This is a genomic window from Pseudodesulfovibrio portus (assembly GCF_026000375.1).
In the GTDB taxonomy this organism is placed as follows: domain Bacteria; phylum Desulfobacterota; class Desulfovibrionia; order Desulfovibrionales; family Desulfovibrionaceae; genus Pseudodesulfovibrio; species Pseudodesulfovibrio portus.
The window spans coordinates 1413548-1430886 of the sequence record NZ_AP026708.1 but is presented as its reverse complement, the minus strand read 5'-3'; the positions used below and the strand labels follow the sequence as shown (position 1 = coordinate 1430886).

Sequence of the window (17339 nt, the reverse complement as noted above, 5' to 3'; positions counted from 1 at the left end):
TTTCCCAAAGGGTTTTTCCTCCCCTTCCCCCGGCCGCCGGAGGCCCCTTCTTCCAAACAAGTTGACACCCGGCCCCTATCCGGTGTGAACTACCACTCCGAATTTTATTTAGTTAGGAGAGAATTTCGATGCGTAGCAAGAAGATGACTGGTGGATTGGAGAAGGCCCCGCACCGTTCGCTTTTGTATGCGAGCGGGTTGTCCAAGGAAGAGATGGACAGGCCGCTGATCGGCGTATGCAACGCCCAGAACGACATCATTCCCGGTCATGTGCATCTGGACACCATTGCCGAGGCCGTCAAGGCGGGCATTCGCCTGGCCGGCGGCACGCCGCTCGAGTTCCCGGCCATCGGGGTATGCGACGGGCTGGCCATGAACCACGAGGGCATGAAGATGTCCCTGCCCAGCCGCGAGATCATCGCCGACTCCGTGGAGATCATGGCAACCGCCCATCCGTTCGACGCCATCGTCTGCATCCCCAACTGCGACAAGATCGTCCCCGGCATGCTCATGGCCATGCTGCGGCTGAACATCCCGGCGGTCATCGTGTCCGGCGGCCCCATGCTGTCCGGGCACAAGAAGACGTCCGACCTGATCACCGTGTTCGAGGGCGTGGGCAAGGTCCGCGCCGGGCTGATGACCGAGGACGAGCTTGAGGAGTACACCGCCGGGGCCTGCCCCACCTGCGGCTCCTGCGCGGGCATGTTCACGGCCAACTCCATGAACTGTCTTTCCGAGTCCATCGGCCTGGCCCTGCCCGGCAACGGCACCATCCCGGCGGTCATGTCCGCCCGCATCCGGCTGGCCAAGAAGGCGGGCATGCAGGTCATGGAGATGCTGGAGCGCGACATCAAACCCCGCGACATCGTCACCGAGAAGGCCGTGCACAACGCCGTGACCATGGACATGGCGCTCGGCTGCTCCACCAACACCACGCTCCATCTGCCCGCCCTGTTCGCCGAGGCCGGGCTGGACCTCGATCTTTCGATGTTCAACGAGATCAGCGTCAAGACCCCGAACCTGTGCAAGCTTTCCCCGGCCGGTCCCCACTACATGGAGGACCTGGAGGAGGCGGGCGGCATCCCCGCCGTCATGTCCGAGCTGGTCAAGCGCGACCTGCTCAACCTGGACGTCATGACCGTCACCGGCAAGACCCTGGGCGAGAACCTCAAGGACATGAACGCCCGGGTGACCAACCCCGAGATCGTCCGGCCCATCGACAACCCGTATTCCGAAGAGGGCGGCATCGCCATCCTGTACGGCAACATCGCGCCCGAGGGGTGCTGCGTGAAGCAGTCCGCCGTGGCCCCGGAGATGATGCGGAACACCGGCACCGCCCGCGTGTTCAACTCCGAGGAGGAGGCCGTGGAGGCCATCCTGGGCGGCAAGATCGTGTCCGGCGACGTGGTGGTCGTGCTCTATGAAGGCCCCAAGGGCGGCCCCGGCATGCGCGAGATGCTCACCCCGACCTCGGCCATTTCCGGCATGGGGTTGGGCGAGTCCGTGGCCCTGGTCACCGACGGCCGGTTCTCCGGCGGAACGCGCGGCGCGGCCATCGGCCACATCTCGCCGGAAGCGGCGGCGGGCGGCCCGTGCGGCCTGATCCAGGACGGCGACAGGATCAGCATCGACATCCCGGCCCGGTCCATCGAACTGCTTGTGGACGAAGCCGAGCTCGAAGAGCGGCGCAAGGCCTTCAAGCCCGTGGCCAAGGAGATCACATCGCCCTTCCTCCGCCGCTACGCCAAGCTCGTGACTTCGGCCTCGCGCGGCGCGGTGTACGAAAAATAATCTTGAGCGACGTCAATGAAAATGCCGGGCGGGAATTTCCTGCCCGGCATTTTTCGCTTTGGGAAAATGTATACACGGGAGAGGGAGATGGTGTATCATGACAATACGTTGACCATGTATTGAATGCCGTATGCATCCGGGGCGTTTCCCAACAATGGAGGGGTCGTGTTTCGAATGAGTCTTATTGCCGTGCTGTTGCTGCTGGCGCATGCGGGCATGTCGTTCGGGGGAGACCTTCGGGTGGTGACCGAGTCCTGGCCTCCGTATACATACAGTGAGAACGGCGAGATCAAGGGGGTGGTCACCGAAATCGTCGAGGCCACCCTGAACCGGGCCGGGCTCGACTACTCCATCGAGCTGTATCCCTGGGCACGGGCTTACGACATCGCCAAAAACAATGAAAACGTTCTCATTTATTCCATCTTGAAACTGCCCAACCGGGAGGGGCTGTTCAAGTGGATACACCTCGACGGCCTGCGCACCGCCATGTGCCTTTTCCGGCCCTGCCACCGAACCGACATAACGGCGTGCACGCTTGAGGAGGCCAGGTTCTACCGGATCGGCGTGACGCGCGAGACCTCGACACACCATTTTCTGCAGGCCAAGGGGTTTGTGGAGGGCGCCAATCTTTTCCCGGTCAACTGCGAGGAGCAGAATTACCTGAAGTCCTCTCCGGAAACCAATCGAATCGATTTCACCACCGGCGACAGGCTTTCCCTGGCCCACTGGCTCAGGGACGCGGGCCTGCCCACGGACTACTGGGTGGCCCAGGTGCCCCTGTTCCAGGAGGATTTTTACATGGCCTTCGGGATCAGGACGCCGGACGGGCTGGTGGACAGGGTGCGCCGCGCCCTCCGGGAAATGCGGGAGGAAGGGGAATTCGCGGCCATCGTGGACAAATATTCCCGCCTCTACCAATGACCCGTACGCCCGGTCAGGGCTGAAGGGGTCGGGCCGGAACCATGCGGCCCGGCTTTTTTTGTGCCCAAAAACGAGAAAGGCCTCCTTGGGGAGGCCTGGATTTTCTCGGTGCAAATAAAAGGAAGATGCTTTCTTTAAAGCATATGGCGTGCCAAACTCGGGCCCAAAGCTGAGATAGTTTTTATATCCTTTAATATCAAGATGTTGTCTCGGAAGTTGGAAGACTCCGCGTCCGAGCCGGATCAGGCCGGGGGGTACAGTTTTTTTAACTTGGCCCCGGAGTCGGGGGCAGGGGGCCAAATTTTTAAACCGTTTGGCCGGGGGCGGGAACAAAAAAAGGGCTGCCCGAAAGCAGCCCTTTTCGATGTCGGGATTATTGAATTATTTGTACTTGGCCATGGCCGCTGCCATGCCGTCCTTGGCGCGCAGGATGACGTCTTCGCTCACGCAGAAGGCCAGGCGGAAATAGCCGGGGCGGCCGAAGCCGGTTCCGGGCACTGCCAGGACCTTTTCCTCGGTCAGGGAGGCGCAGAACTTGACGTCGTCGCCGCCCGGGGCCTTGGGGAAGAAGTAGAACGCGCCCCTCGGCATGGTGTACTCGTACCCGGCGTTGTCCAGGATCGAGGCCATGGCCTTGCGCCGCGCATCGTAGACCGAGGCGTCCACGGTGGAGCCGAGGACCTTGCCGAGCAGCTTCTGGGCCAGGGCCGGGGCGTTGACGAAACCGAGGATGCGGTTGGTCAGGGTCACGCCGCCGATGAGCGCTTCCTTGCCGGGCATGGCCGGGTTGATGCAGGCGTAGCCGATGCGTTCGCCCGCCATGGAGAGGTTCTTGGAGAACGAGGAGCAGACCACCGAGTAGTCGTAGATGTCGAGCAGGCTGGGCACTTCGACGCCGTCAAAGGCCAGGAAGCGGTAGGGCTCGTCGGCCAGGAGGATGATGGGGCGCTCGCGGCCCTGGTTGTGCTTTTCCAGGATTGCGGCCAGCCCTTCCAGCTGCTCGCGGGAGTAGACCGCGCCCGTGGGGTTGTTGGGCGAGTTGATGAGCACCACGCGGGTCTTGTCCGTGATGGCCTTGTCCATGGCGTCCAGGTCCAGCTCGAAGGTCAGCTCCCTGGCCGGAACCGGGACCAGCTTGGCCCCGTGGTTCTCGCAGTAGAAGCCGTACTCCACGAAGAACGGGGTCGGGGTGATGACCTCGTCGCCGGGGCCGAGGGTGGCCCGGAACACGGAGTTGAGCGCACCGGCCGCGCCGCAGGTGATGACCAGGCAGTCGGCGGGCACGCTGACGCCCTGCTCTTTGCTGACCACGGCGGCCAGCTTTTCGCGCACGTCCGGGTAGCCGAAGTTGGGCATGTAGCCCATGAAGAACGGCTTGTCCGCGTCCTCGGCCAGCTCGAGCAGCGCGTCCTTGACGGAGGCGGGCGGCGGCAGGTCGGGGTTGCCCAGGCTGAAGTCGCAGACCGCGTCCTCGCCGAACTGTTTTTTCAGGGCGATGCCCTCTTCGAACATCTTGCGGATCCACGAGGACCGTTCCACGTATCCGGCTATCTGGTCGGAAATCAGCTGCATGAAAAACTCCTTCTATTCATTGGGACCGCCACTGTACGGCAAAGGCTTTTGCCGCGCAAGAAGCCTTGGCCTGAAACGGGCCGGGGAGGGCGCGGACGCCCGTGGCCGGGGCGTCCCGTTCCCGGAGGCAGGGTCCCTCCTAGTTGGTCAGGCCCTGCGGCCAGACGTAATAGAACCCCGCCTTGGGCGGCATGATGAAGCCTGCGTCCACGCCGAGCATGTTCAGCTTGGCCGGGTCTGCCGAATCCAGGGTGTTGTAGGGGTTGTCGTTGGGGTAGGTGTCGCGGCGGTATGTCACGACCCTGGCATCCTTGGCGAGCCCGGCCATGGCGCGCGCCTTGGCAAAGGCGTCCTGCACGTAGCCGACCTGATCGATGAGGCCGATCTGCCTGGCCTGCCCGGCCGTGAACACGCGGGCCGTCTTGACGGTCTCCAACTGGGCCGGGGACAGGGGCCTGTGCTTGGCGACCAGGGTGTGGAAGCGGGCCGCGAAGTCGTCGATGATTCCCTGGAAGAGCGCCTCCTCCTCAGGGGTGGTGGGCCGGAACGGGGAGCCCATGTCCTTGTCGCGCCCGGACTTGGAGACCTCCACGTCCACGCCGACCTTGTCCATGAGGCCGGAGAGCTTGGGCCGCATGAAGATTACGCCCACGGACCCGGTGATGGTGGTGGGGTGGGCCATGATCCAGTCCGCAGGCAGGGCCGCGTAGTAGCCGCCGGATGCGGCCACGTCGAACATGGCGGCCACGACTTTCTTGCCGGACCGCTGCTTGAAGCCGAGTATCTCGTGATAGAGGATGTCCGAGGCGGTGGTGGTGCCGCCGGGCGAGTCGATGCCGATGACCACGGCCCCGACCTCGTCGTCCGCCTCGGCCAGCTTGAGCGCGTTGACCAGCTCCTGCACCTGGCTGGGCCGGGCGCGCAGCATGCCCATCTTGGGCTGGGAGCTGAGGAAGCCGCGCAGGTGGATCAGGGCCACCTTGCCTTGGCCCTCGCCGTCCACCACGAACTCCTTGAGCGGCTCGGTGGCCTGGGAAGCGAATATCTTTATCTTGGGCGCGCAGCCGGGGAGCATGAGCAGCAGGGCCGCCAGGGCCAGCAACAGTCGGGATGGCATGGGTTCCTCCAAAGTGGCAGTATTGATTGCCGGATACTATCGGGGAGGAGGACTTTTGCCAAGAGGGCCGGGCGGATTTCAATGCAAGCCCGGACACGCATCTCCCCCGTCCATGGGAGAGATGTGGTCAGGCATTTCCGATGGTCGGTCGGGATGCTACTCGGCGGCCTGGGCCTGGTAGGCGGCCATGGCCAGGCGCTGGGTCAGGGCGGACACGCCGTTTTCCGATTCGCCGAAGATGAAGTTCAGGCTGTCGTCGCCCTGTCGGAAGGCCTGGAGCAATTCGTCCAGGGTGACCACGCCGTCCTCGTTGAGGTCGTAGGCGTCATACTCTTCCTCGCTCTCGCCGGACCCGGATTCCGAGTCGGAGGGCGGCGCTCCCTTGCCCCCGCCCATGGCCTCGGGCCCCTGGGCATGGCTTTCCGCGTCGGCGCTCAACTCTTCGGCAGTGATGAAGCCGTCGCCGTCGGCGTCGATCTGGCCGAACCGCTCCGCATCGAGCGGCGTTTCCTCGAGGGTCAGGACCCCGTCGCCGTCGGTGTCGTCCTGTCCGATGATGAACTCCGCCATCTCGTCCGGGTCGGGCCGTTCATTCCTGGCCTGCTGCATCATCTCGGCCAAGTTGAGGGACGCGCTCGAGCCGCTCACAGAATCAATGCTCATGATCTGCTCCTCTTGCTGGAGGTGAATGGAGAGGGCAAAAATTGCCCGTGCCTCTGCCTTGGGCGATCGCAGCAAGGGACGCGCCAGAAATGCGTTAATGAATATTAAGAAATGTTAAGATGCGGAAAGCGTTTGCCCGCAATGGTTCCCGGCTAGATGACCAGGACGTATCCCAGCCCGGCGGCCAGCTCGCCCAGGAGCACGGCGCAGCCCAGGAAGTCGCCGTTTGCGCCGCCCACCTTTTCGGCCAGCCGGAACAGGCCGAGCAGGGCCAGGGTGGCGATGAGCACGCCGGCCAGGGCGGCGTAGAGTCCGGCCAGATAGAGCCCGGCGGCGAAGGTCACGGCCGTGGTGGCCAGGGCCACGCCCAGGGTGGCGCCGTCGATGTACAGCTTGCCCAGCCCGGGGCGGACTAGGTGGCGGACGTGGTAGCCGAGCCAGACGGCTCCGGCCCGGCCCAGGATGAACACCCAGACCACGGCTTCATAGTCGCCGCGCGAGGCCATCTCGTGGAACAGGACGACCTGCCCGACGATGACCATGACCAGGCCGATGACGCCGAACGCGCCGGACCGGCTGTCCTTGACCACTTCCCAGAACCGCGTGGGGTCGGTGTGGGTGGTGACGCCGTCGCAGATGTCGGCCAGCCCGTCGAAATGCAGGCCGCGCGTCAGGATGACGGACAGGGCGGTCATGAGCCAGGCCTGGACCCAGGGGGAGTTTCCGAACAGGCCGAGCCAGAAGGGCAGGGCCACCACCGCGCCGAGGAGCGCGCCCACCGGGGCCATGTAGCGCATGCACCGGTTCATGGATTCGTCCGGAATGACGCGGGCCGGGGCCAGGCGGGTCAGGAAGCCGAGGGTGTCGAGGAAGTGGCGCATGGTCTATCTCTCCCAGGAAAGTTCGATCTCGTCGCCCATGGACAGGCCGAACCGTTTGGCCGCGGACCGCTGGTTGACGGCGATCTCCAGGAATCCCTGGCTGCCTTCGAGCAGGCCGGGGTCGCCCTCGGGCATGTCCGCGTAACGGGTGGCGTAGGCAAGGGGGCCGCCTGCGGGCGAGGTCAGGCGCAGGGCCGCCGGGGTGCCGAGGCTGCCCGCCTCGAGGTTGAGCACGCAGTTGCCGAACCGGTCGATGTGCAGCACGTGGCAGCGCGCCCGGTCGGCGGAAATGTTCGGTTCGGACCAGGTGCGGGTGACCATGTCCTCCGGGGCGATCTCCTCGCCGAGGCTGGCGGGTTTGCCGCCCAGGGCGAACCATGCGGCCAGGGGCGCGAACACGTCCCGCCCGTGGAAGGTGTGCGAGACCTTCTTGGGCGCGTCCACGGCCCTGGACAGGTCATAGGCGCGCGCCTCGGACCAGGCGAATTTCAGGGCCAGGGTGAGCAGCCCGTTGTCCGGGGCGATGAGCAGCCGGTCGCCGATCTCCACGCCCACGATCCTGCGGCCCGTGCCCACGCCGGGGTCGACCACGGCCAGGATGACCGCGTCGTCCGGGAAGTGGACGTAGCTGGCGGCCAGGAAGAAACCGGCCTGGGCCACGTTGAAGGGCTCCACGCCGTGGGAGATGTCCACCACCGGGCAGTGCGGGGCCTTCTTGGCCAGGACGGCCTTCATCTGGCCCACGTAGGGGTCGGTCAGGCCGAAGTCGGTGATCAGGCCGATGGTGCGGGGAACTGCCTCTTTCTCGGTTGCGGTGAACATGTCAGTACACCTTTCTGGACGAGAATCCCTGGCCCTGGACGTGGAAGCCCGAGCCCATGATGAAGAACGCGTCCGGGTCGATGTTGTAGACCAGCTCCTCCAGTTCCTTGAGCTGGATGGAGGAGACCATGGTCAGGATCACCTTCTTGGGGTCCCCGGTATAACCGCCGTGCCCGTCGAGCAGGGTCACGCCCCGGTCGAGGTCGGTCAGGATGGCCGCGTTCAGGGCCGCGTGGTGGTCGGAGACGATCATGATCATCTTGCGTTCGGAGAACATGCCGAGCACGTACTCGATGGCGAAGGCGATGACGAAGGTCATGGCGATGGAATAGAGCACGACGTGCGCATCCAGGTAGATGAATCCGCCCAGGAAGCCGATCATGTTGAACCACAGCTCGAACGAGCCCATGGACATGTTGAACTTTTCCTTGCAGATCACGGCCAGGATGTCCGCGCCGCCGGTGGAGCCCAGCGACCGCAGGGCCACGCCCACGCCCGCGCCGAGCAGTGCCCCGGCGATGATGACCGCCAGCCAGATGTCGTCGAACTTGAACTGCCACGGGATGATGTCGATGAACACGGACGAGATGATCATGCCGTACAGCGAGTAGAAGAAGAACCTGCGGCTGACGAACACCCAGCCGAGCACGAACACCGGCAGGTTGAGCAGAAAATACCACTGGCCGGTGGTCAGGCCGTCGAAGGCGTAGTAGCATAGCAGGGCGATGCCCGACATGCCGCCCGTGAGCAGGCCGTGGGGCATGGCCACGGATTTGACCGCGAAGGCGATGAGGAACGCGCCGATGGTCAGCAGCGCCAGGTTCCAGGGTACGCCGAAGGTCATGGCGCGAAGTGAAGTCTTTGTGTCGAAATCCATTGGTGTCTCCGCCCCTGATTCTAGCGGGTTTTGCCGGGTCTGAAAACCAAAATCGTGCGCCGGGCCGCCCGCTCCCCGGCCAACTTGCGCACCGGGTCGATTCGGAGTAAACAGGCTGCTTCCGGATAATTTCAGACCAGAAAACGAGGGTTTGGCATATGAAAATCACCGATGTGATCCCTGCCGAGGATCTGCGGGCGCTCCAGTTGGAGCTGTCCGAGCGGTTCGGCCTGAACGCCGACATCATGGACGCGGACGGCAAGCGGCTGTTCGGCACCACCTGGGGCAACAGGCTGTGCCGGGCCATCCGCGACGACGACAAGGGGTTCGGTTCCATCTGCGTGCCTGCGGGCCAGATGTTCACCCGGCTCATGAAGCAGGGCGAGCCTTTTTCCGAGGAATGCGACGCGGGCATGATGCGGGTTGCGGTGCCTGTCCTGGCGGACGGCGAGGTCGTCGGTTCCATCGGCGGTTGCGGTTTGGTGCCGTTCGAGGGCGAGGCCGACCCCTTCACCATCGGCATGATGAGTGATATTGAGGAGTCGACTGCCGCCGACATGGCCGGGAAGTTGGTCCCGCTTGCCGAGGGCATGGTGGAGGAGATTCAGGCCTACATCAAGCAGCGGATCGAGGAATTGAAGGGATAGATTCCAGTTGTTATATGGACGGGAAAACGGAAGCCGCCCCAAGGGGCGGCTTTTTTGTTGATCATGGATTGCCATTATTGAACTTGTGAGTTATATATGAATCGTTAAAGAAGTTTATGGGTCATTTATAAACCATTTAATAGGTGTGTTTATGAGCAAACTATCTGTCCGCACATATTCCCGGTACAGCGGTGAAGCCGTGCGTCTGCTGGGGAAGATGATCCGGTCGGGCCGCAAGGAGCGTGGGCTGACCACGCAGGATTTGGCGGACCGGGCCGGGGTGTCCCGCAGCATGTTGCAGCGCATAGAGCGAGGGGTGCCCACGGTGGGGATCGGCTCGGTGTTCGAGGTGGCGGCCATAGTCGGCGTCAAGCTGTTCGACGCGGATGGCAGGGGGTTGGAGCGTCTTTCCCGGCAGGTGGACGATCGGCTTGCCCTGCTCCCCAAGTCCGTGCGCAGCAGGGACCGGGAGGTGATCGATGACTTCTAGGGAGAGCCGTGCCGAGGCCTATGTGTGGGTGTGGCTGCCCGGCGAGACCGAGCCGGTGGTCGCGGGGCGACTGGCTCCCGACGAAGGCGGACTCCGATTCAACTATGGTCGGTCCTATCTTGAGCGCGTGGGGCAATCTTCTGCGGCGATATCGATTTTCGAGGATGAGCTGCCTTTGCGGGCGGGCGTCCTCCCTTTGCGTCCGGGACTCTCCATGCCCGGCTGCATTCGGGACGGCGCGCCCGACGCCTGGGGGCGTCGGGTCATCCTGAACAGGGTGCTCGGCATTAAGGGGGCCGAGGCCGATCCGGTGGCTCTTGATGAGTTGACGTATCTGCTGGAGTCCGGTTCGGACCGCATCGGGGCGCTGGATTTCCAGGCGTCGCCCACGGAGTATGTGGGGCGCAACGCCAAGAACGCGGACCTGGCCGAACTGCTGGACTCGGCGGACCGGGTGGAGAAGGGCGTCCCGCTCTCGCCGGAGTTGGACCAGGCGCTTTTTCACGGCTCATCCATCGGCGGGGCCAGGCCCAAGGCCCTGATCGAGGACGGCGACCGCAAGTACGTGGCCAAGTTTTCGTCCACCACCGACGTGTACAATGTGGTCAAGGCCGAGTTCGTGGCCATGCGTTTGGCCGGGCTGGCCGGAGTGGACGCGGCTCCGGTCCGGCTGGTCCAGGCCGCCGGACGGGACGTGCTTCTGGTGGAGCGGTTCGACCGGGTGCGCACGGACGACGGCTGGCGGCGCAGGGCAATGCTTTCGGCCCTGACCCTGTTCGGCCTGGACGAAATGATGGCCCGGTACGCGAGCTACGAGGACCTGGCCGAGATCATCCGTCATCGGTTCACGCGCCCAAGGGAAACCCTCCGGGAGCTGTTCACCCGGCTGGTGTTCAACGTCATGAGCGGCAACACCGACGACCATGCCCGCAACCACGCAGCCTTTTGGGATGGGCGGAATCTTTCCCTGACCCCGGCCTACGACATCTGCCCTCAGGGCAGGACCGGAAACGAGGCCGCCCAGGCCATGCTCATCACCGGCAACGACCGCAGCAGCCGCTTGAAGACGTGTCTCGCGGCTGCCAATGCTTTTCTTTTGTCCGAAGACGAGGCGCGGAGTATTTGCGATGGGACGGAAGCCGCCATTCGCGATAATTGGGACATGGTGTGCGAAGAGGGCCGATTGACCGCAATCGAAAGGGCTTCCCTCTGGCGCAGACAGTTTTTGAATCCATATTCGCTGGAACAATGATGGGTTTGCCATCAATATCAAAGGAAGCCGCCCTTTGGGGGCGGCTTTTTCATTGGGTCCGGGCTGGACCGTCCATCTGCGCATTGGCCGTGTGGGGAGGCGGGGCTTTGCCGTGCCCCGGGTCCACGCCTACGGGCGGTTTCACGGCCGCGTCAGGTGGAGATATGGTGATTGATGCCGTTGAAAGTGATCATTGGAATGCACCTCCGTTAGCTGTTTCTCCTAATAGAATAATAGCTATCCGGGGTCGGTAGTCAATGCCCTGGCGGGCGGTTTTGAAGAAGAGAGGTGGCAGCCCAAGGGGCTGCGATTGTTGGGATAAGGGAGAATTTTGAGGAGAGCCGTCGCTGGCGCTCCTCCATTTTTTTTGTTGCCCTCCCGGCGGGGTCCGTTTTTTTGCCCCAACAAAAAAACGGACCCCGCCGGGAGGGCGCGCGTTAGCGCAATCTTAAAAAATTCCCTATCGCCGCCAACGGCGGCATCAATAATTCTTCTCCTCCCCCGCCGGGGTTGAACCCCGGCTGCTTCAGGCCGCGCTGCTCGAAGCGTTCGCCGGCGCAGGCCTCATCACAAAATAGACAACCATCATTAAATACCTTAATAGAGCCTTCCGACACCCGGTCAAAGGGGTCTTTCCCTGTGTCCGAGTGATCAAACCGCTGAAAAACGCACGACTGCTGCGTTGCTGCGGCCAAAGAGTGTCCTTATATTAAGGAGATGGGCTCCAACACTCTGTGACCTTGCGCTTTGTATTCGCACCTTTTTGAGCGGCTTGAGAATCGCCTGAGCAAATAAACTATGAGCAAAATCAATAAAATACGAAATTTCAGCATCATCGCCCATATCGACCACGGCAAGTCGACGCTGGCGGACCGCATCCTCGAGATCACCGGCATGGTCGGGGACCGCGACAAAAAAGAGCAGTACCTCGACAAGATGGACCTGGAGCGGGAGCGCGGCATCACCATCAAGGCCCAGACCGTGCGCATCCCGTACACCGACACCGACGGCGAGAAATACATCTTAAACCTCATCGACACCCCCGGCCATGTGGACTTCTCCTACGAGGTGTCCCGGTCCCTGTCGTCCTGCGAGGGCGCGCTCCTGGTGGTGGACGCCACCCAGGGCGTTGAGGCCCAGACCCTGGCCAACGTGTATCTGGCCATGGACAACGACCTGGAAGTCATCCCGGTCCTGAACAAGATCGACCTGCCCAGCGCGGACCCGGAAATGATCTCCAGAGAGATCGAGGACGTCATCGGCCTGGACTGCTCCAACCCGATCATGGTCTCGGCCAAGACCGGCAAGAACGTCCAGCAGGTCCTCGACGCCGTGATCCACCTGCTGCCGCCGCCCGAGGGCGACCCGGACGCGCCGCTCAAGGCGCTCATCTTCGACTCCTGGTACGACTCCTACCAGGGCGTGGTGGTCCTGTTCCGCATCCTCGACGGCCAGATCAAGAAGGGCGACCGGATCAAGATTTATTCCTCCGGCAAGAAGTTCGAAGTCACCCGGCTGGGCGCGTTCATGCCCGAGGCCGTGGACATCAAGTCCATGGGACCGGGCGAGGTCGGGTTCATGTGCGCGTCCATGAAGGAACTGGGCGACGCGCCCGTGGGCGACACCATCACCCATGCCGAGAGGCCGACCCCGGAGCCGTACCCCGGCTTCAAGCCGGTCAAGCCCATGGTCTTCTCCGGCCTCTACCCGGTGGAGCCGAGCGAGTACGAGAACCTCAAGGCGGCCCTGGAAAAGCTCCAGCTCAACGACGCGGCCTTCAGCTACGAGCCCGAGACCTCCCAGGCGCTGGGCTTCGGCTTCCGCTGCGGCTTCCTCGGCCTGCTGCACATCGAGATCATCCAGGAGCGGCTGGAACGCGAGTTCGAGGCCCGGCTCATCACCACGGCCCCGTCCGTGATCTACGAAGTGGAGACCGTGACCGGCGAGACCCTGATCATCGACAACCCGTCCAAGCTGCCGGACCCGACCAAGATCGCGTCCATCCGCGAGCCCTTCGTGCGCCTCGAGGTGCACGTGCCCAACGAGTTCGTGGGCGCGGTGCTCGCCCTGTGCGAGGAAAAGCGCGGCATCCAGAAGAACATGGCCTACCTGACCGAAACCCGGGTGGTCATCACCTACGAGATGCCGTTCGCCGAGGTCATGTACGACTTCTTCGACAAGCTCAAATCGTCCACCAAGGGCTATGCCTCGCTGGATTACGTGATCATCGACTACCGCCAGGCGGACCTGGTGCGGCTGGACATCCTGATCAACGGCGACCCCGTTGACGCATTTTCCTGCATCGTGCACCGCGAGAACTCCGCCCGCATCGGCCGGTCCCTGGCTCTTAAACTCAAGCGCTCCATCCCGCGCCAGATGTTCGAGGTGGTCATCCAGGCCGCCATCGGCAACAAGGTCGTGGCCAAGGAGCGCAACGCGCCGTTCCGCAAGGACGTGACCGCCAAGTGCTACGGCGGCGACATCTCCCGGAAACGCAAATTGCTGGAAAAACAGAAAGAGGGTAAGAAGCGTATGCGCCGCATGGGCAACGTGGAAATCCCCCAGGAAGCGTTCCTCGCCGTGCTCAAGGCAGACGAAGACTAGGCTGGCTGTCCCAGATGCCCGGGCCTTCCTGACCCGGACGTGTTGCCTCAGCCTGATAATTCGGATTCATACATAGGAAGATTCATGACCCAGAGTTCCCTCAAATCGTTCCGCGACACCGTCGAGGCCGTCGTGGTGGCCCTGCTGCTCGCGTTCGTCATCCGCGCCTTTGTGGTGCAGGCCTTCAAGATTCCGTCCGGCTCCATGCTGGAAACCCTGCAGATCGGGGACCACCTGCTGGTCTCCAAGTTCGCCTACGACGTCCGGCTGCCGTCCACCATCTGGCTCGACACCACGGACGGCAAGGTGCTGTACAAGACCGGCGACCCCGAGCGCGGCGACATCATGGTCTTCAAGTTCCCGCTCAACGAGAACCAGGACTTCATCAAGCGCGTCATCGGCCTGCCCGGCGAGACCATCGAGATCAGGAACAAGGTGGTCTACATCGACGGCCAGCCCATCGACGAGCCGTACGTGATCCACACCAAGGCGGACAATATCCCGGTGCGCGACAACTTCGGCCCGTTCATCGTGCCCGAGGACGAATACTTCATGATGGGCGACAACCGCGAGGGCTCCCACGATTCCCGCTTCTGGGGCACGGTCAAGCGCTCCAAGATCGTGGGCAAGGCCCTGATCATCTACTGGTCCTGGGCGTCCGTCACCGACATCCGGTTTAATCGCATCGGGACCATCTTCGACTAGACCGAAGCCGAGACTGATAAGACCAAGGCCGCTCCCCGGAGCGGCCTTTTTTTGTGCGGATCGATCGTCCGGGGGCCGGGGCACGGTGACCGTCTGATTTTTCAGGACAATTGTGCACCGGTCGGGTATGGAATGGGCGCAACCGACTGCTTTCACGGTGGTTTTGATGTGGGGAACGGTCTTTGCATTAAGAGCGTGTTTTACAAAGACATTCCGGTGCTTCAAGGCGCCATGCTACGCAAACCGGTAATAAGGGCATGAAAATGAAAAAAGCTATCTTCTCCACCTTCCTGATGGTCTCGCTGCTGTTCGTGAGCACCGTGGCTTCCGCCGATTACGTGGAAACCGTCTACGGAGACGGCGATTACGACTTCGTAGAGGTCAACTGGACGCACACCTATGACGGGTCCGTCACCGGTCCCTTCAAGGCCACCCTGAGCATCTGGGCCGACGACGTCGACTCGGCTGCGGACGGCTGGGCCGCCGAAGTGGACAAGGTCTACCTCAACGGGACGTATCTCGGCGACCTGCTCTCCTACGGGGAGTTCGACAACAACCGCCCGGCCGGGGTGCCTGAGAACCTTTCCCTGACGGTGTTCGACATCACCCCGTATCTCGCCGGCGTGATGGACCTGCACATCGAGGTTTTCAACGGCGCATCCAGTTATGCGATGGAGTTCATCAGCTCCACCCTCCGGGTCTCTCCGACCCCGATCCCCGGCGCTCTCTGGCTGCTGGGCTCCGGCCTGCTCGGTCTCATCGGCCTGCGGAGAAAGATGAACGATTAGCGCGGCGGGCGTTCCGCCCTTGCCGCTCGGACACGTATGAGAAGGCCGCTCCCTGGGGCGGCCTTTTTGCGTGCGGATATTTCGGGGCGGACAGAGTCGGGCCCGGGACCTTTCGGCCCGGCCTAGCGCCTGATGTCCAGCTCCCGTTTCTTGGTGTAGATGAACCGGACCATCTCGTACTCGAAGGGCGAGCCGGTGGAGTGGTAGCTGAACGCGGTGTTGGCGCGCATGTCCAGGCCCCGGATGATCAACTCGGTCATGTCCAGGGGGCTGTTGTCCTGCAGGCCGAGGGTCTCGTACAGGTATTCCATCTCCAGATACATGATCAGGGTGTCGCCGCCGAAGCCTGCGGTGTCGCGCAGGTTGGACGGGCCGAGGACCGGCATGACGAAGTACGGGCCCGTGCCGAGTCCCCAGTAGCCGAGGGTCTGGCCCACGTCTTCGTGCTGGCGTGCCAGCTTCGGGTTGCGCGAGGCCAGGTCGCGGACGCCCGCCAGGCCGAAGGTGGTGTTGATGAGAAAACGGCAGAAGCTGATGGCCGCCTTCTTCCCCTTGAACTGCAGCAGGGAGTTGAGGAAGACCGGCACCTCGCCGATGTTGCCCAGCACGTTGGACACCCCGGTGCGCACCGGGGCCGGGATGAAGATCCGGTAGATGTTGGCCGCCGGGTACATGACGTACTTGTCCAGGATCGCATTGACCTCGTACAGTTCGCGGTTCATCGGCTCCCACGGGTCGTCCACGTCCAGGAAGCGCAGGGCGGGCGCGTCCGCTTCGGGCCAGCGGTGGAGGGGGGCCTTGAACCCCGTGGGCTCCAGCGCGGCTGCCGGGGCGGCAACGTCCACCACCTTGGGGGCGCATGAAGCGGTGAGCAGGGCCAGCAGGAGCAGGAGCAGGATGCGGCGGGTCATGGCTGCACCATCCCTTTCAGGGCCAGGACGAAGTCCGGATGCATCAGGTTGCCGCAGTGGCCGCCGTGCTCGAAAAGTTGCGCCCGGTCGCCGAAGACCTCCGTGAGGAAGCGCACGTCCGACTCGTCCAGGATGACGTCGTCGCGGCTGCCCACCACCCTGACCTTGTCCGCGCCCTCGAGGTAGGACCGGATCGCTTCCAGGCCGGAGAGGCGGATCACTTCCTCCCGGGTCGTGGCCGGGTCGAGGTAGCGCAGGAACGGCAGCAGGTACTCGTCCAGGTAGTGGCCGAAGCTGACGTTGAACGCCTGCCGGGCATAGGGCAGGAGCGGGTCGCCCACCTTGAGCGGGTAATGGTCCGGCGGCACCAGGTATTCGGCCCGCAGGCAGACGTCCGAGGTGAAGATCATGGACGCGGACGAGATGCGGAACGCGGCCCCGATGAGCGTCTTGAGGTCGCGCTGGTCCAGGCCGATGTCCGTGATCATCCTGAACAGGAAGTCGTCGTCCAGGTCGGTCACGTCCGCGTTGAGATAGTAGTCGGAGAACTGGTCGAGGTAGTCCTGGATCTGCTGGTGGACCGTGACCCGGTTGAGGTTCTCGCCGGTCAGCCAGGAGTCGAGCCGGTTCACGGACCGGATGAGCGACACCGGCGGGTTGATCATCACCACCCGATCGAAGCCGAATTCGTTCGTCCGCTCGTCCATCTCGGCCAGGAAGGCCGCGTGCAGCCCGCCCAGGCTGTACCCGGCCAGCGAGTAGCCGGTGATCGCGCACTCCTCGGCGAGCTCCTCCCGAATCCAGCCCATGACCCGGTCGAGGTCGGCCACGTCAAAGGGCACGAAGCCGGGCACCCCGTGGCCGGACGCGCTGACCACGAAGTTCATGTGCGTGGGCGAGGACAGGGCGGCCACGTGGAAACCGGCTTCGTGGAACAGCCGGGTCAGGAAGACCATCTTGGCCGAGTTGTGCTCCGCGCCGGTCCCTGCGATGACGAAGATGAGCGGGGCCGGTCCATCCTGCAGGGCGGTGGTGAAAAACATGTCCCGGCTGTACGAGAAGACCTCCGGAACCCGGCGGCCCTCTATGCGGATGGCCCGGACCTCGGGGCGGACCGGGTTTTCGAAGACGTACCGCATCTTGGCGGGCGTGCCGAAGACCGTGGCCTGGTACGGGTCGTCAAAGGGGTACGGCTGTTGGTCTCCGGCCGGACAAACCGCAGGCAGGAGCAGCAGGGTGAGGATGATCAGATATATGGTGCGCATGTTTCCACGTGGTGAAATGTCCGGTCAGGGCCGA

General features: G+C 63.3%; 17 protein-coding genes. 8 read left to right on the top strand and 9 right to left on the bottom strand.

Annotation, left to right across the window (positions count from 1 at the left end; genetic code table 11):
- Positions 1-128 precede the first annotated feature (128 nt).
- Positions 129-1790 (top strand): dihydroxy-acid dehydratase, encoded by a 1662-nt coding sequence (ilvD, locus tag OO730_RS06925; RefSeq protein WP_264983855.1) that lies wholly within the window; start codon positions 129-131, stop codon positions 1788-1790.
- Between the two features lie 174 nt (positions 1791-1964).
- Entirely contained in the window at positions 1965-2711 is a 747-nt protein-coding gene (locus OO730_RS06920) for a substrate-binding periplasmic protein (RefSeq protein WP_264983854.1), read from the top strand.
- Positions 2712-3092: 381 nt separating this feature from the next.
- Here the strand turns inward: OO730_RS06920 and OO730_RS06915 are convergent, their stop codons facing one another.
- The 6 genes from OO730_RS06915 to OO730_RS06890 all read right to left on the bottom strand — a co-directional run bounded on the left by OO730_RS06915 (position 3093) and on the right by OO730_RS06890 (position 8643).
- The gene (locus tag OO730_RS06915; RefSeq protein ID WP_264983853.1) at positions 3093-4283 is read right to left on the bottom strand and encodes a pyridoxal phosphate-dependent aminotransferase; all 1191 of its coding nucleotides are present in this window, start codon (positions 4281-4283) and stop codon (positions 3093-3095) included.
- Positions 4284-4422: 139 nt separating this feature from the next.
- Positions 4423-5400: a signal peptide peptidase SppA gene (gene sppA, locus OO730_RS06910; RefSeq protein WP_264983852.1), complete on the bottom strand. Its 978-nt coding sequence runs from the start codon at positions 5398-5400 to the stop codon at positions 4423-4425.
- Between the two features lie 156 nt (positions 5401-5556).
- A complete protein-coding gene (locus OO730_RS06905) occupies positions 5557-6063 on the bottom strand; it encodes an EF-hand domain-containing protein (protein WP_264983851.1) in 507 nt (168 codons plus the stop codon).
- 152 nt (positions 6064-6215) lie between these two features.
- On the bottom strand, positions 6216-6944 hold the full coding sequence (locus OO730_RS06900; protein WP_264983850.1) for an adenosylcobinamide-GDP ribazoletransferase: 729 nt from the start codon (positions 6942-6944) through the stop codon (positions 6216-6218).
- A 3-nt stretch (positions 6945-6947) separates the two neighbouring features.
- Complete coding sequence (locus OO730_RS06895) at positions 6948-7766, bottom strand: SAM hydrolase/SAM-dependent halogenase family protein (RefSeq protein ID WP_264983849.1); 819 nt, start codon at positions 7764-7766, stop codon at positions 6948-6950.
- Between the two features lies 1 nt (position 7767).
- Positions 7768-8643, bottom strand: a complete 876-nt coding sequence (locus tag OO730_RS06890) for a YitT family protein (protein WP_264983848.1) — start codon at positions 8641-8643, stop codon at positions 7768-7770.
- Positions 8644-8801: 158 nt separating this feature from the next.
- On the opposite strand from OO730_RS06890, the gene OO730_RS06885 reads away from it, so the two are divergent.
- From OO730_RS06885 to OO730_RS06875, 3 genes are all read left to right on the top strand, one after another.
- Positions 8802-9290: a PocR ligand-binding domain-containing protein gene (locus tag OO730_RS06885; RefSeq protein ID WP_264983847.1), complete on the top strand. Its 489-nt coding sequence runs from the start codon at positions 8802-8804 to the stop codon at positions 9288-9290.
- A gap of 151 nt (positions 9291-9441) precedes the next feature.
- Entirely contained in the window at positions 9442-9780 is a 339-nt protein-coding gene (locus OO730_RS06880; RefSeq protein WP_264983846.1) for a helix-turn-helix transcriptional regulator, read from the top strand.
- A complete protein-coding gene (locus OO730_RS06875; protein WP_264983845.1) occupies positions 9770-11032 on the top strand; it encodes a type II toxin-antitoxin system HipA family toxin in 1263 nt (420 codons plus the stop codon). Before OO730_RS06880 ends, OO730_RS06875 begins: the two co-directional genes overlap by 11 nt.
- 437 nt (positions 11033-11469) lie before the next feature.
- Here the strand turns inward: OO730_RS06875 and OO730_RS06870 are convergent, their stop codons facing one another.
- Positions 11470-11727 (bottom strand): hypothetical protein, encoded by a 258-nt coding sequence (locus OO730_RS06870; RefSeq protein WP_264983844.1) that lies wholly within the window; start codon positions 11725-11727, stop codon positions 11470-11472.
- A gap of 103 nt (positions 11728-11830) precedes the next feature.
- Here OO730_RS06870 and lepA point away from each other — a divergent pair, with 103 nt between their 5' ends.
- The 3 genes from lepA (at position 11831) to OO730_RS06855 (ending at position 15129) form a co-directional block, all read left to right on the top strand.
- A complete protein-coding gene (lepA, locus tag OO730_RS06865) occupies positions 11831-13636 on the top strand; it encodes a translation elongation factor 4 (RefSeq protein WP_264983843.1) in 1806 nt (601 codons plus the stop codon).
- Between the two features lie 84 nt (positions 13637-13720).
- Entirely contained in the window at positions 13721-14341 is a 621-nt protein-coding gene (gene lepB, locus OO730_RS06860; protein WP_264983842.1) for a signal peptidase I, read from the top strand.
- A 263-nt stretch (positions 14342-14604) separates the two neighbouring features.
- Entirely contained in the window at positions 14605-15129 is a 525-nt protein-coding gene (locus OO730_RS06855) for a hypothetical protein (RefSeq protein ID WP_264983841.1), read from the top strand.
- Between the two features lie 122 nt (positions 15130-15251).
- On the opposite strand, the gene OO730_RS06850 is transcribed toward OO730_RS06855, so the two are convergent.
- Positions 15252-16040: an MlaA family lipoprotein gene (locus OO730_RS06850; RefSeq protein ID WP_264983840.1), complete on the bottom strand. Its 789-nt coding sequence runs from the start codon at positions 16038-16040 to the stop codon at positions 15252-15254.
- Positions 16037-17305: an alpha/beta fold hydrolase gene (locus OO730_RS06845; protein ID WP_264983839.1), complete on the bottom strand. Its 1269-nt coding sequence runs from the start codon at positions 17303-17305 to the stop codon at positions 16037-16039. The genes OO730_RS06850 and OO730_RS06845 overlap by 4 nt, the downstream gene beginning before the upstream one ends.
- Positions 17306-17339 lie beyond the last annotated feature (34 nt).